General features: G+C 59.2%; 13 protein-coding genes. 5 read left to right on the top strand and 8 right to left on the bottom strand.

Features of this window, described 5'->3' with window-relative positions; all coding sequences use genetic code 11:
• Positions 1-69 precede the first annotated feature (69 nt).
• From BFQ01_RS20225 to BFQ01_RS20200, 6 genes are all read right to left on the bottom strand, one after another.
• Positions 70-741, bottom strand: coding sequence for an outer membrane protein (locus tag BFQ01_RS20225; protein WP_083221268.1), 672 nt, complete (start codon positions 739-741; stop codon positions 70-72).
• A 163-nt stretch (positions 742-904) separates the two neighbouring features.
• Positions 905-1222 carry a DUF2388 domain-containing protein gene (locus BFQ01_RS20220; protein ID WP_027608386.1) on the bottom strand — a complete coding sequence of 106 codons (318 nt, stop codon included), beginning with the start codon at positions 1220-1222 and terminating at the stop codon, positions 905-907.
• A 69-nt stretch (positions 1223-1291) separates the two neighbouring features.
• Positions 1292-1738: an NfeD family protein gene (locus tag BFQ01_RS20215; protein WP_027608387.1), complete on the bottom strand. Its 447-nt coding sequence runs from the start codon at positions 1736-1738 to the stop codon at positions 1292-1294.
• A gap of 10 nt (positions 1739-1748) precedes the next feature.
• On the bottom strand, positions 1749-2669 hold the full coding sequence (locus tag BFQ01_RS20210; protein WP_027608388.1) for an SPFH domain-containing protein: 921 nt from the start codon (positions 2667-2669) through the stop codon (positions 1749-1751).
• A 77-nt stretch (positions 2670-2746) separates the two neighbouring features.
• Positions 2747-4426: a GspE/PulE family protein gene (locus tag BFQ01_RS20205; protein ID WP_065926637.1), complete on the bottom strand. Its 1680-nt coding sequence runs from the start codon at positions 4424-4426 to the stop codon at positions 2747-2749.
• A gap of 83 nt (positions 4427-4509) precedes the next feature.
• Complete coding sequence (locus tag BFQ01_RS20200; RefSeq protein WP_065926636.1) at positions 4510-4848, bottom strand: hypothetical protein; 339 nt, start codon at positions 4846-4848, stop codon at positions 4510-4512.
• A gap of 127 nt (positions 4849-4975) precedes the next feature.
• Here BFQ01_RS20200 and BFQ01_RS20195 point away from each other — a divergent pair, with 127 nt between their 5' ends.
• Entirely contained in the window at positions 4976-5446 is a 471-nt protein-coding gene (locus BFQ01_RS20195) for an Lrp/AsnC family transcriptional regulator (RefSeq protein WP_010207358.1), read from the top strand.
• A 41-nt stretch (positions 5447-5487) separates the two neighbouring features.
• On the opposite strand, the gene BFQ01_RS20190 is transcribed toward BFQ01_RS20195, so the two are convergent.
• On the bottom strand, positions 5488-6855 hold the full coding sequence (locus BFQ01_RS20190; protein ID WP_065926635.1) for a CYTH domain-containing protein: 1368 nt from the start codon (positions 6853-6855) through the stop codon (positions 5488-5490).
• A 158-nt stretch (positions 6856-7013) separates the two neighbouring features.
• On the opposite strand from BFQ01_RS20190, the gene argE reads away from it, so the two are divergent.
• The 4 genes from argE to BFQ01_RS20170 all read left to right on the top strand — a co-directional run bounded on the left by argE (position 7014) and on the right by BFQ01_RS20170 (position 12475).
• Entirely contained in the window at positions 7014-8162 is a 1149-nt protein-coding gene (gene argE, locus BFQ01_RS20185; protein ID WP_065926634.1) for an acetylornithine deacetylase, read from the top strand.
• Positions 8163-8296: 134 nt separating this feature from the next.
• Positions 8297-9598: an amino-acid N-acetyltransferase gene (gene argA / locus BFQ01_RS20180; RefSeq protein WP_065926633.1), complete on the top strand. Its 1302-nt coding sequence runs from the start codon at positions 8297-8299 to the stop codon at positions 9596-9598.
• A 595-nt stretch (positions 9599-10193) separates the two neighbouring features.
• Entirely contained in the window at positions 10194-11564 is a 1371-nt protein-coding gene (locus BFQ01_RS20175; RefSeq protein WP_065926632.1) for an OprD family porin, read from the top strand.
• 272 nt (positions 11565-11836) lie between these two features.
• Positions 11837-12475 (top strand): peroxiredoxin, encoded by a 639-nt coding sequence (locus tag BFQ01_RS20170; RefSeq protein WP_065926631.1) that lies wholly within the window; start codon positions 11837-11839, stop codon positions 12473-12475.
• Between the two features lie 55 nt (positions 12476-12530).
• Here the strand turns inward: BFQ01_RS20170 and BFQ01_RS20165 are convergent, their stop codons facing one another.
• Positions 12531-13646 (bottom strand): ISL3 family transposase, encoded by a 1116-nt coding sequence (locus BFQ01_RS20165; RefSeq protein WP_256097652.1) that lies wholly within the window; start codon positions 13644-13646, stop codon positions 12531-12533.
• Positions 13647-13662: the final 16 nt, after the last annotated feature.

The raw sequence follows: 13662 nt of genomic DNA, 5'->3' as shown, positions 1-13662 counted from the left end.
GCCTGTGAATGAATCGTCATGCCACGGACACGGAAGTGCCGCTTGAACGGCGGCATTTCCTGTTGCCGGTCAGAAGTACACACGGGTTTCAAAGAACACACTCTGCTCCTTGAGCTTGCCCTTGAGCTGTTCATCACGAGCGTTTATCCGGTTGGTGAAGGTGTTGTAGCCGGTCTCGATACGGCCCATGTCCACGTAGCGCCAACCTGTGCCAAAGGAAATGCGGTCGTTGACCTTGGCATCCAGGCCCAAGCCTACGCTGTAGGCAAAATTATATTGGCGGTGGCTGGCAAAGCGACGGGTGTCATTGCTCTGAAAACCCTCGGCATCAATTTGTGCGACGCCCATCCCCGCCATGCCGTAGAACGACAGCCAATGGGTGAGCGGTATGTTTTTATAGCCGTTGACCATCACGCGCTGACTGTCCGCTTCAAGACGGTTGACGTTGGCATTGAAGGGCGACCAGAAGGAGTCGAAGGTCGAGCTGCCGGAGAGGGTGTATTCCCCTTCCGCGCGCCAGCCATTGGCGAAGGCATAACCTACTGCGTAGGATCCGGTGAATGTTTTAGTGCTATCAGGCGCTTCCACTCGTTCGGTGACGCGCGGGCTGGTCAACAGTGCACTGGATAGATTCTGGCGTGCACTGTTAAATTTTGCCGCGCCGTACCAGGCCTCTGCCTGTGCATAAGGCGTTGCAATAGCAGTGAGGAACAGAAAGGAAGATAGTTTTCGCATGGTTATCGATTCACTGAGGGGAAGGGTGGAATCGATAGCTTGTCGCCGGGTGAGCGCAGTGATCGAGAGGACTTCTCCTGTTCAATCGTCAACTCATCAGTCTTTGCTGTAGGAAGAAAAGCGGCACAAAAAAGCCGCTCCCAGGGAGCGGCTGTTTTAACCGGCGGTTTTACTCGGCGGCGATAGCGTTTTTCGCCAGGATAGCGTTGGCCAGCTCCATATCCGTGGCCTGCAGGCCAGGGTTATCGGCGCGGACTTTTTGCATGGCGGCTTCCAGGTACGGGCCGCGGATACCGCCATCGCTGGCAACGAAGCTGCCTGCGTCGTCTTGTGCGGCAACCACCAGCTTGTGGTCCTTGAAGGTCAGGTAGGTCGAGCCGGTAGTGGCGCCCGACGAGATGACATTGCGCCAGAAACTGTCGGCCATGGCTGAACCGACAGGAAGGGAAAGCACAGCGAGGGTAGCGACAGCATATTTAAGACGCATGATGGGTGACTCCGGGTGGGTGATCTGTACCGTTTGATTGCAGTTAGCCCAGCCGAGTTCCATCACTGACTAAACAGTTTCTACCTTCAAGATCACGCCATCCAGGCCCACCACACGCACTTGAGCGCCTACTGGGCTGTCAGGCCCGGTCACCATCCAGACGCCATCACCGACTTTTACCTTGCCCCGACCCTCCACAATCGCCTGATGCACCACGAACACACGGCCGATCAGCTCCGAGCCACGCTCGTTGAGCCCCGGCTGGTCACTGGCTTTGGCACTGCTGCGCTGGCGTTTCCACCAGTACACCGCCGTCAATATCGACAGCACAGCGAACAGCAACAGTTGCCACTCCAGCCCGAGCGGCGGCACCAGAAACTTGATCACGCCCACGGCTGCCGCAGCTATGCCCATCCACAGCAGGTAGCCACCGGCGCCGAATACTTCAAGAATCAATAGCACTGTACCCAGTGCGAGCCAATCCCAGAACGAAAGATGCTGCAGGAAATCCCACATGGCGATCGCCTCAGGCTTTCTTGTTGTCGAAGGTTGCCTTGACGATTTCGCCGATGCCGCCGACAGCGCCGATCACCTGGCTGGCTTCCAGCGGCATCAGGATCACTTTGCTGTTATTGGCCGACGCCAATTTGCCAAGGGCATCGATGTATTTCTGCGCGACGAAGTAGTTGATGGCCTGTACGTTGCCGGTGGCAATCGCTTCGGAAACCACCTGGGTCGCGCGGGCCTCAGCCTCTGCCTGACGCTCACGGGCTTCAGACTCCAGGAACGCGGCCTGGCGTCCACCTTCGGCTTCAAGAATCTGTGCCTGCTTCTTGCCTTCGGCCGTCAGGATCGCCGACGCCCGCAGGCCTTCGGCTTCCAGGATCTGTGCGCGCTTGATCCGCTCGGCTTTCATCTGGCCGGACATGGCGGCCATCAGGTCGGCGGGCGGGCTGATGTCCTTGATTTCGATCCGGGTGATCTTGATGCCCCACGGCGCCGTGGCTTCATCGACGGTGCGCAGCAGTTTTTCGTTGATGCCGTCGCGCTGGCTGAGCATGGCATCCAGCTCCATGGAGCCGAGCACGGTACGGATATTGGTTTGCAGCAGGTTGCGGATAGCGTGTTCGAGGTTGTTGACCTCGTAGGCGGCCTGGGCGGTATTGACCACCTGGAAGAAGCACACGGCGTCGATCTGCACGGTGGCGTTGTCGGCGGTGATGACTTCCTGGGGCGGGATATCCAGCACGCTTTCCATCACGTTGATCTTGCGGCCGATGCGGTCCATGACCGGGATGATGATGTTCAGACCCGGCTTGAGGGTGTTGGTGTACCGGCCGAAGCGCTCGACGGTCCACTGATAGCCCTGGGGTACCACCTTGAAGCCCATGAACAGGATGGCGATGGCCAGGCCCACGAAAAGAAGCAGTACGGTTCCTATCTGCATAGCGATTCCCTATCTGTTGGTGTCAGTTAAACGACGTTCGGCGGATTGTAACGGTCTTGTCACCGATAAGGACGGTTTCAGCACGGGGTAATCAACGCATTTGTTACCGAATCCCCAGGCGTCACTCGCAATACCTCGGCCATTGTGGTCAGCCCCGCCTTGACTTTACCCACGCCGGCCATGCGCAGGCCGCACATGCCTTGCGCCACCGCCTCCCTGCGCAGGGACTGCGCGTCGGCGCCTGGCGTGATCAGCGCCTTGAGCGAGTCATTCAGCACCATGATCTCGTAGACCCCGGCGCGTCCGCGAAACCCGCTGTTTCGACATTCTGCACACCCTACCGCTTCGTGAGCATCGCCCGCCACCCGCTTGCAATGAGGGCACAGCAAGCGCACCAAGCGCTGCGCCATTACGCCCAATAACGTTGCCTTGATCAAATAATGAGCAATGCCCAGTTCCTGCAAGCGGCTGATGGCGCTGGGCGCATCGTTGGTGTGCAGCGTCGAGAGCACCAAATGCCCGGTCAATGCGGCCTGGATCGCCATCTCGGCGGTTTCCTGGTCGCGGATCTCGCCGATCATGATGATGTCCGGGTCCTGGCGAAGCAGGGCTCGGATGCCGTTGGCGAACGTCAGGTCGATATTGGGCTGTACCTGCATTTGATTAAACGCCGGCTCGACCATCTCGATCGGGTCTTCCACGGTGCAAAGATTGACCTCCCGGGTCGCCAAGTGTTTGAGCGTGGTGTAGAGGGTGCTGGTCTTGCCTGAACCGGTAGGCCCCGTGACCAGGATGATGCCGTTGGTGTGGCGCGTCATGTCGTGCCATCGCTGCTGGTCCTCGGCCGACAAGCCCAGCTCGTCAAAGTCCTTGAGCAGCACCTGCGGGTCGAAAATCCGCATCACCAGTTTCTCGCCAAAGGCAGTGGGCAAGGTCGACAGCCGCAACTCGACTTCTGTGCCGGCAGGGCTTTTGGTCTTGACCCGACCGTCCTGGGGTTTGCGTTTTTCCGCCACGTTCATCCGCCCGAGGCTTTTCAGGCGGCTGACCACCGCCATCGTCACTTGGGGTGGAAATTGATAGACGTCGTGCAGCAGCCCATCAATGCGAAAGCGCACGCGTCCTTGCTCACGGCACGGCTCGATATGAATATCACTGGCCCGCTGGGCGAACGCGTATTGCAACAGCCAGTCGACGATATTGACGATATGCGCGTCGTTGGCGTCCGGCTCCTGGTCGCTGGCGCCGAGGTTGAGCAACTCGACGTTGCCAGGCCCCGCCACCTTTTGATCCGCACCGCTGACGGACTTCGCCAGCCGGTAGAATTCGCTGATACAACGCTGAATGTCCTGGGGGTTGGCAACCACGCGCCTGATCGAGCGCTGGAGCACTTGTGCCAGTCCCGATTCCCAGCTGGTGATATGGGGCTGGGCGCTGGCAACGGTGACGGTCTGCGCGTCCACGGCTACCGCAAGGATGGCGTGGCATTGGGCAAACGCGTGGGACATCAGCGGCACGACCGTTGCGACATCGATCTTCAGCGGGTCGATACGCCAATAAGGTTGCCCCACATGTTGGGCAAGCCACTGGGTCAGGGTTTCCAGGGAAGGCCCATGGGCGGCGATGCACTCCAACGGATGCTGGGCGTTGCCGGCGGGCAGCGCTGATAAGCGCTGCGCGATGTCGGGAGCAATCACCCCTTCCTCGACCAGCGCCGGGAGCAACTGATGCAGTTCCAATCGGTGATCAGCAGACATGAAGGTGTTCCTGGGTAGCCTCGGACGACATTTCAGGCTAGCCAGCCGCCGAATATCTTCCTCCCAGCGTATGTTGCAGGCCTTTACCGAGCTGCTGCCGCCACGGCCGCAGGCCCCACGGAATCAGCGCGCCACACATGCAGCGTGCACACGCTGATCAGGTTTCGAATCTTTTCGGCGATCACTTGGGCGCGATGCCAGCTCAGGCTATCCATCACGATATCGATGTTCAGCAGGTCTTCCTGGCGGCTCACGTTGACCTGGCTCGGTGTCAGGAACTGCAACGCAAAATAGTTGAGTACCCGACACAACACATCGGGCTCCGCCTCGGCGACGATCCGGTAATGCGCCTGGCAATGGGCGCTGCTGGCAGCCCACACATCGACACGGGTCAGGGGGTGAGTGGTTTCGACGGCATGCATGCTGATTCTCCAGATTCGACTGGAGAAATTTTTACATTCGCGTCGGGAGATTTCTTATCTAAGATGAGCCTGATTTGCGTTTTATTGAATCAATCAATTCATAAAGTCCATACATAAAGGTATTTTTATGCACAGCGAATTGGACGCCTACGACCGCCGCATCCTGGCCCTGCTGCAAGAGGACGCCTCGCTGTCCAGCGCGCAGATCGCCGAACAGGTCGGACTGTCCCAGTCGCCGTGCTGGCGACGCATCCAGCGGCTCAAGGAGGAAGGAGTGATTCGCGGCCAGGTCACTCTGCTGGATCGCAAGAAGATCGGCCTGAATACGCAGATCTTTGCCGAGGTCAAACTCAACGCCCACGGCCGATCCAACTTCACCGAGTTCACCGACGCGATTCGTGGGTTTCCGGAAGTGCTGGAGTGCTATGTGCTGATGGGGGCGGTGGATTTTCTGCTGCGCATCGTGACGTCGGACATTGAGGCGTACGAGCGGTTTTTCTTCGAGAAGTTATCGATGGTGCCGGGGATTCAGGAGGTCAACTCGATCGTGGCGCTGTCCGAGATCAAGTCGACCACCAGCCTGCCAGTATTGCGCTGACAGGATCGGCCTCATCGGGGGCTAGGCCCCCGATGGCGATATTACAGGCGCAGCAGGGTCTTCCAGGCACGGTTCTGATACACCGCAATCGCCTGATGCATGCGCGCATCCAGCGACTCGTCGGTGATCGGCTGGTTGGCCAGTTGCGCCAGCTTGTTCAGCTCGCCGTACAAACGATCCAGTTCCGCAATGTCCACCACGTTACGCGCATGGTGCAGCCAGGCCTGGATGCGTTCGATGCGCGGCAGTTGCTCGGCCAGGTCTTCCGGTTGCTGCTGGTAGCGCGGCAGTTGCAGGGCGACGGCATCGTCGGCCAGCAGGCGCGGCAGCCAGTTGGTGATTTGCGCGGCGCCCTGGCGGTTGCCGCGCACGTTGCGGTCGGCAGTCCAGGTGCGGGCCATCAGCCAGCGTGACATGTTCAGCGAGAACAAGCCCCAGCGCACGTCGTCCAATTCTTCGGCAAACTGCTCGGGTGCGGCTTTGCGGATGTCTTCGTCGTCGTCACCGGCCTGGACCAGTGGGCGCCAGTCTTCCAGCAGTGCATCGAGTGCGCTGCGCAGTTCGCTGGTGGATTGACGCGGTGCGGCCTGGCCTAGGCTGCCGATCAGGGCGCGCAGTTCGCCGAGGTTGTCGACCCAGTCCTGCAGCAGACGCCAGTGGCCATTGAAGCGGTATTGCTCGGCCAGGCGCTGGCTGCTGCCGAGCAGGTGCCACATGATTGCGGCGAAGGCGTCGTCCAGCGGCATTTCGGCGTGGATCTGCGGCGCCGGCAGGCTCAGGGAGTAGCTGCTGGCGTCGTACAGGCGGTAGCCGCGCTCGGCCTTGCTGATGTCACACGGCATCAGTGCGAGGGTGGCGGCCAGCTCGGCGGCCAACTCCAGCAGCGCAGCCGGCTCGCCTTCGCGCAGTTCCAGTTCCAGCTCGCAGATTTCTTCTTTCTGCTTACCCACGACCACATGGCCCAGGTCCAGGGCGGCTTCGATCACCACCTTGGCCTTGCCACGGCCCCAGGCGATTTCGGCGCGCTCGCGCACGAAGTCGGTGGTGAAGATCGGCTTGAGGGTCTTTTTGTCCAGCTCGGCCAGTTGCTCGGGCCAGCAGTCGCCGTCGAGTTTCTTCACGTCGAGCTTGGCCTTGGGCAGGTCCCAGTTGTACTCATTGCGTTCCGATAGGCCGGCGACGCTTTGGCCACGGGTCTTGAGGGTCTGGATAATGTCGTCACCGTCCTTGCGCAGGCGCAGGGCGACTTTGGCCTGGGCCAGGTCACGCTCGGGGGTGTCGAAGTACTGGTTCATCAACTCACGGCGTTCCCAGCCACTTTTGTTGCGTTTTTTCAGTAGCGGGTGCTCACGCAGCGCGGCGAGTGTTTCGCGGCTGACGCGGAGCTTGATTTCGGTTTCTTTCTGCATGGCCGGAAAATCCAGGATCGGGAGCGCAGCCGGGGAAAAGAGTGGCTGCCAAGGTCGTGCAGTGTACAGGACTGAGCCCGGCAACGCGCCGCAACGGTTTATTGTCTCGTGCAGATGCCTCTATAGTGGGGCTCATCCGGGAAGTAGGGAGACCGCGTATGCCGTTACCGTCCATGAAAGAGCAGTTCGCCGCGCTGATTGCCGCGCCTTCGGTGAGTTGCACCCAAGTGTCTCTCGACCAGACCAACCGCCCGGTGATCGATTTGCTCGCCGGTTGGTTGGGCGACCTGGGGTTCTCCATTGACATCCAACCGGTCAGCCCCGGCAAATTCAACCTGCTGGCCAGCTTTGGCACAGGCCCCGGCGGCCTGGTATTGGCCGGCCATAGCGACACCGTTCCTTATGACGCTGCGTTGTGGAAGACCGATCCGCTCAAGCTGACGGAAGTCGACGGCCGCTGGGTAGGATTGGGCAGTTGCGACATGAAGGGTTTTTTCGCGCTGGCGATTGAAGCGGTGTTGCCGCTGCTGGACCAACCGTTCAAGCAACCGTTGCTGATCCTCGCCACCTGCGATGAAGAAAGCTCCATGTCCGGTGCCCGGGCATTGGCCGAAGCCGGGCGCCCGTTGGGCCGCGCGGCGGTGATCGGTGAACCGACCGGCCTCAAGCCGATCCGCCTGCACAAAGGCGTGATGATGGAGCGTATCGACATTCTGGGCCAAAGCGGCCATTCGTCGGACCCAAGCCTGGGACACAGCGCCCTGGAAGCCATGCATGACGCCATCGGCGAGCTGCGCGGCCTGCGCCTGGCCTGGCAGCGCGAGTACCGCAATCCACAATTCAGCGTGCCGCAACCGACCATGAACTTCGGCTGTATCCATGGTGGCGACAACCCCAACCGTATCTGCGGCCAGTGCTCCCTGGAATTCGACCTGCGGCCCTTGCCGGGCATGGATCCCGAAGTGCTGCGTGCGGCTATCCGGCAAAAGCTCGGACCCCTGGCCGAGCGCCATAAGGTCAAGATCGACTACGCGCCGTTATTCCCCGCAGTGCCGCCGTTCGAGCAGGTCGAAGACGCCGAGTTGGTGCGGGTCGCGGAACGATTGACCGGGCATCGTGCCGAAGCAGTAGCGTTCGGCACCGAAGCGCCTTATCTTCAGCGCCTTGGTTGTGAAACCCTGGTGCTCGGCCCTGGCGACATCGCCTGTGCCCATCAACCGGGCGAGTACCTCGAAATGTCACGCTTGACGCCTACAGTGCGTCTATTGCGGGAACTGATCGAACATTACTGCCTGAAACCTGCGTAAATTAACCCCTGTCCATTCGTATCATAAGGAGAGCGAGCGTGTCGCCAAGCCTGTTCCGACGATAACCATCAGCCCGCTGTGCGTTTTCACGACTCATCCTTTTTCGGCTGCTTCTTATTACAGGCCCAGGTTCCATGCCCGACTACGTTAATTGGCTTCGTCACGCTTCGCCCTACATCAACGCCCACCGCGACTGCACCTTTGTGGTCATGTTGCCCGGCGACGGTGTGGATCATCCGAACTTCGGCAATATCGTCCACGACCTGGTGCTGCTCCACAGCCTGGGCGTGCGTCTGGTGCTGGTGCACGGTTCGCGCCCACAGATCGAAGCGCGCCTTGAAGCGCGCGGCCTGGTCCCGACTTACCATGAAGGCATGCGCATCACCGATGCCGCGACGCTGGAGTGTGTGATCGACGCGGTCGGCCACCTGCGTATCGCCATCGAAGCGCGCCTGTCGATGGACATGGCCTCGTCGCCGATGCAGGGCTCGCGCCTGCGGGTGGCCAGCGGCAACCTGGTGACGGCGCGGCCTATCGGTGTGCTTGACGGCGTGGATTACCACCACACCGGCGAAGTGCGCCGGGTCGATCGCAAGGGCATCAATCGCCTGCTGGATGAGCGCTCCATTGTGCTGCTGTCGCCCCTGGGCTATTCGCCGACGGGGGAGATCTTCAACCTGGCCTGCGAAGACGTCGCCACCCGCGCCGCCATCGACCTGGGGGCGGACAAGCTGCTGCTGTTCGGCGCTGATCTCGGCCTGATCGATGAAAATGGCCGCCTCGTCCGCGAACTGCGCCCGCAACAAGTACCGGCACACCTGCAACGCCTGGGCAGCAGCAACTACCAGTCCGAATTGCTCGATGCGGCGGCCGAGGCCTGTCGTGGCGGGGTAGGGCGCAGCCACATCGTCAGCTACGCCGAAGACGGTGCCTTGCTCACCGAACTGTTCACCCGCGATGGCGGCGGCACGCTGGTAGCCCAGGAGCAATTCGAACGGGTGCGCGAGGCGGCGATTGAAGACGTCGGCGGCTTGCTCGACCTGATCAGCCCCCTGGAAGAACAGGGCATCCTGGTGCGCCGTTCGCGGGAAGTGCTCGAGCGTGAGATCGAGCAGTTCAGCGTGGTGGAGCGCGAAGGCATGATCATCGCGTGTGCGGCGTTGTATCAGATCGCCGATTCGGACGCGGGTGAACTGGCTTGCCTGGCGGTGAACCCGGAGTACCGCCACGGCGGGCGGGGTGACGAGCTGCTGGAGCGTATCGAAACCCGTGCCCGGGCCCAGGGGTTGAAGACGCTGTTCGTACTTACCACGCGGACTGCCCACTGGTTCCGTGAGCGTGGCTTTGTGCCGAGCAGCGTGGATCGCCTGCCATCGGCACGGGCCTCGCTGTACAACTACCAGCGCAACTCGAAGATTTTCGAGAAGGCCTTGTAGAGCCCTACCCCCAAGTCACCGGGCAGGCTCGTGCAAGAGCCTGCCGTCACGCACGACTAAAGTTTAAGCATTCTTGATCTGACGCCGATAACAGGTGGACGGCTATGGATAGAGTGTGGACGCTCGCAACACCTGAACCTTCGAATGGGCGGCTTGGACAGCAAAAGAAACGATTAGTGACACAAAAACTGTAACAAATTGACGGGAGGATGTGCCTTTGGCCATGATGGCGTCGCCTTTTTGATCGTGGGTGACGTATGCAACAGCGCGGCCACACTAATCGATCTAAAAAAGCTCTAAAAAATACCCTTTAGGAATTAGCTTGTGTGGCGAGTGGTCTATGCTGGCCTGCCCACGTCACGGAAAGTCTTATTCCTGAATCGTATGAAAAAGAATGAAATAATTCTTTTTGGGTGTATGAAAAACTCATTACCCTGCAGGGACCAAATCAACGGTGGTTAGACGAAGGTAGTAGACACACAAGGTTACGATTGACTTGTCAGTCACTATCCGGTGCTAATCGCGCATCTGTGGATCGAGGGCGTCAGACCCGAGACCAAAGAAATACAAAAATTAGAAACGAGAGGAGCGGTACATGAAGAAGTCCACCTTGGCACTGTCTGTAGCTTTGGGCGTAATCGCTCAGCAAGCAGGCGCTGCCGGTTTCATCGATGACAGTAAAGTAACACTGGGTCTGCGTAACTTTTACATCAACACCGACAACCGTGACTCGGCCGCCGGCACGGCAGCCAACAAGCGCGCTGGTGTTCAGAGCAAGCAAGAAGAATGGGGCCAAGGCTTTGACCTGCGCTTCATCTCCGGTTACACCCAAGGCACTGTAGGCTTCGGTCTTGACGCTATCGGCCTGCTGGGCGTTCGTCTGGATTCCGGCGGCGGCACCAACGGCGCTACTGCCTCGTCCTACGGCGGCACTGTGTTCCCGAGCAAGTCCAATGGCGAAGCTGTTGATAACTACTCGAGCCTGGGCCTGACTGCCAAAGCCAAGATCTCCCAGACCGAACTGAAGCTGGGTACCCTGCAGCCTAAGCTGCCGGTTATCGTGACCAACGACGGTCGTCTGCTGCCGCAGACTTTCCAAGGTGGCCAGATCACTACCAACGACATCAAAGACCTGACGCTGGTTGCCGGTCAGATCGAAAAAGCCAAGGGTCGTAACTCCAGCAACGTCGACAACCTGTCGATCTCGGGTGCCAACTCCCGTGGCGCCAACTGGCGTGACAGCAACAAGTTCTACTACGCCGGTGGTGACTACAAGATCACCAAGGACCTGACTGCCCAGTACTACTACGGCAACCTGGAAGACTTCTACAAGCAGCACTTCCTGGGTCTGACCCACAACTGGGCCATCGGTCCAGGCGTATTGAAGTCTGACTTGCGTTATTTCCACAGCACCGATGACGGTAAGAACGGCAACGAGTCGGCTTACTTCTCCTCGGGCAACTACAGCGGCGTCAACTCCGGTCGCGGCAAGGTGGATAACAACCTGTACAGCGGCCTGTTCCTGTATACCTTGGGCGGCCACACCTTCGGTGGTGGTTACCAGGTCAGCAACGGTAGCAGCGACTTCCCTTGGTTGAACCAGGGCGACGGTTCGTCGGCTTACCTGACCACTGACATGCAGATCGCTAAGTTCGCCCGTGCCGGCGAACGTACCTGGCAAGCTCGCTACGCTTATGACTTCGCCAAGGTTGGCGTGCCTGGCTTGACCGCTGGTGTTGTGTACCTCAAGGGTACTGACATCGACACCGTCAACGGTAGCCGTGCCGAGTTCACCGGCCAGTCCGAGTGGGAGCGCGATATCACTGTTGCCTACGTAGTGCCAGAAGGCCTGTTCAAAAACGTCGGCGTCGCCTGGAAAAACGCTATGTGGCGCAACGATGTCGCTGCCGCGCGCGATCAAGACGAAAACCGTGTAATCGTCAGCTACACCTACGCATTCAAGTAACTGCGTAAAACCTTGCCCGGCGCACGCCGGGCAAGGTGTCTTGCTTTTCAAGTCGGGCTAAACCCCCGCAAGCCCTTCCTGAACCCCTCTTTGTACAGCGTCTCAAGGCCTTCTCGAACCTTGGAAACGATGTTGCGCCTCGCCCTTTCCCGCGTCCAATGAACAGATTTTTAATATTCCTTTATCGTCTAGATAAATCGATATTTATTCTTTTTAAATAATCCGCAATCCATGCACAGTGGGCTCCATAAGCACTCACCAGGAGCCACACCATGAGCCTAAGACTGGGCGATATCGCCCCCGACTTCGAACAGGATTCCAGCGCCGGCAAGATTCGTTTCCACGAATGGCTGGGCGACAGCTGGGGTGTGTTGTTTTCCCACCCGGCGGACTTCACCCCGGTGTGCACCACTGAGCTGGGCTTCACCGCCAAGCTCAAGGACGAGTTCGCTAAGCGAGGCGTCAAGGCCATTGCCCTGTCGGTGGACCCGGTGGACTCGCACCACAAGTGGATCGAGGACATCAACGAAACCCAGGCCACCATCGTCAACTTCCCGATCCTGGCTGACGCCGACCGCAAGGTTTCGGACCTCTACGACCTGATCCACCCGAACGCCAGTGACACGCTCACCGTGCGTTCCTTGTTCGTGATCGACCCGAACAAGAAGATCCGCCTGACCATCACCTACCCGGCCAGCACCGGCCGTAACTTCCACGAAATCCTGCGGGTCATCGACTCGCTGCAACTGACCGACAACTACAAAGTCGCCACCCCCGCCAACTGGCAGGACGGTGATGAAGTGGTGATCGTGCCGTCGCTCAAGGATGAGGAAGAAATCAAGAAGCGCTTTCCGAAGGGGTATCGGGCGGTGAAGCCGTATTTGCGGCTTACTCCACAGCCCAATCGTTGAAACTGAATCACAGCAGGGGTTTTCAGGCCGTTTCGACGGCCTTTTTTTTGGTTCATCACGGATTACCGGGAAAGACGCTCTTGATCTTCATGAAGAAGAATTCGCTATCCCGGTAACCGTACGCCATCCGTTTGATGACCTTTATTCGATTGTTTATTCCTTCCAACTGACCGGTGTGCATCGGCCAGCGAACCCGACTGACGATGCCCCGCCAATAACCCTTTAGCCGTTTGGCAAACTGGATCAGAGCCGGTATTTCACTTTCATATGCATGGCGCAGCCATTGCTTCCAGGCCGATCTCCAGGTCCAGGCAGTGCTCGGTGTCCAGAGCGTTTTGAGTTCAGCCTTCATCAAATAAACTGTCATCAGCGATTGGTTGGCCTCCAATAAATCCTGCAAATGGACCTGTTGTTCCGGCGTTTTCAGGTTCTGTGGGTTACGCAGCAACAGCCATCGTGCCTGCTTGATGACCTTGCGAGCCGGCTTGTTATGACGCAGCCGATTAGCTTCGTCGACGCGGACCCGATCAATCACCTCTCGGCCATATTTGGCCACCACATGGAAAAGGTCGTAGACCACTCGCGCTTTCGGGCAATGCTGGCGAACCTCCAGATCAAAAGCAGTATTCATGTCCATCGCCACCGCTTCGATTCGAGCGCAGCCCTCCGGCCCCAGCTCCTCGAAGAACGGCCTGACTGCCGCTCGGCTACGGCCTTCACCGATCCACAGCACTCGTCGTGTATCGGCATCCAGCACAACGCTGGCGTAACGATGACCTTTGAATAACGCGAACTCGTCCATGATCAGGCGTCGTGGTTGCGCCTTCGGCAACTCACTCAACACCGCCTGCAAGGCTCGACGCTCCAGCAACCGAACAGTGTCCCAATGCAGTCCAAACATCTGGGCCACGTGCAGGGTGGGAAGGCGCTCGCAGGCCTGAATGACCGCCTCGGCCAAGCGGCGCGTCATGCGGGCATAGCGATCCAGCCAACTGACGGCCTCCATGCGTTTTCCACAGTCGCGGCAGCCAACACGCCTGAGCAAAATGCTGAGGCGCACCGCGCGACCGAGAATGGGCAGATCACGAACGGTTCGCTCGCAATACTCATGAGTGGTTGAACAAGGTTTTTGGCAGCCGCCGCAGGAAGGGAATCGGGTGGCGTGGGGAATCAGATCGATCTTTAGA

Source organism: Pseudomonas sp. 8 R 14 (assembly GCF_900005955.1).
GTDB classification, from domain to species: domain Bacteria; phylum Pseudomonadota; class Gammaproteobacteria; order Pseudomonadales; family Pseudomonadaceae; genus Aquipseudomonas; species Aquipseudomonas marginalis.
The sequence above is the reverse complement of the archived record's forward strand: the minus strand, read 5'-3'. Positions and strand labels throughout refer to the sequence as shown.

What these genes read in the sequence shown, in the direction of transcription:
- BFQ01_RS20170 (WP_065926631.1), top strand. Translation starts at nt 11,837, where the DNA reads ATGAGCCTAAGACTGGGCGATATCGCCCCCGACTTCGAACAGGATTCC.
- BFQ01_RS20205 (WP_065926637.1), bottom strand. Translation starts at nt 4,426, where the DNA reads ATGTCTGCTGATCACCGATTGGAACTGCATCAGTTGCTCCCGGCGCTG.
- argA (WP_065926633.1), top strand. Translation starts at nt 8,297, where the DNA reads ATGCCCGACTACGTTAATTGGCTTCGTCACGCTTCGCCCTACATCAAC.
- BFQ01_RS20195 (WP_010207358.1), top strand. Translation starts at nt 4,976, where the DNA reads ATGCACAGCGAATTGGACGCCTACGACCGCCGCATCCTGGCCCTGCTG.
- BFQ01_RS20215 (WP_027608387.1), bottom strand. Translation starts at nt 1,738, where the DNA reads ATGTGGGATTTCCTGCAGCATCTTTCGTTCTGGGATTGGCTCGCACTG.
- BFQ01_RS20210 (WP_027608388.1), bottom strand. Translation starts at nt 2,669, where the DNA reads ATGCAGATAGGAACCGTACTGCTTCTTTTCGTGGGCCTGGCCATCGCC.
- BFQ01_RS20175 (WP_065926632.1), top strand. Translation starts at nt 10,194, where the DNA reads ATGAAGAAGTCCACCTTGGCACTGTCTGTAGCTTTGGGCGTAATCGCT.
- BFQ01_RS20190 (WP_065926635.1), bottom strand. Translation starts at nt 6,855, where the DNA reads ATGCAGAAAGAAACCGAAATCAAGCTCCGCGTCAGCCGCGAAACACTC.
- argE (WP_065926634.1), top strand. Translation starts at nt 7,014, where the DNA reads ATGCCGTTACCGTCCATGAAAGAGCAGTTCGCCGCGCTGATTGCCGCG.
- BFQ01_RS20220 (WP_027608386.1), bottom strand. Translation starts at nt 1,222, where the DNA reads ATGCGTCTTAAATATGCTGTCGCTACCCTCGCTGTGCTTTCCCTTCCT.
- BFQ01_RS20200 (WP_065926636.1), bottom strand. Translation starts at nt 4,848, where the DNA reads ATGCATGCCGTCGAAACCACTCACCCCCTGACCCGTGTCGATGTGTGG.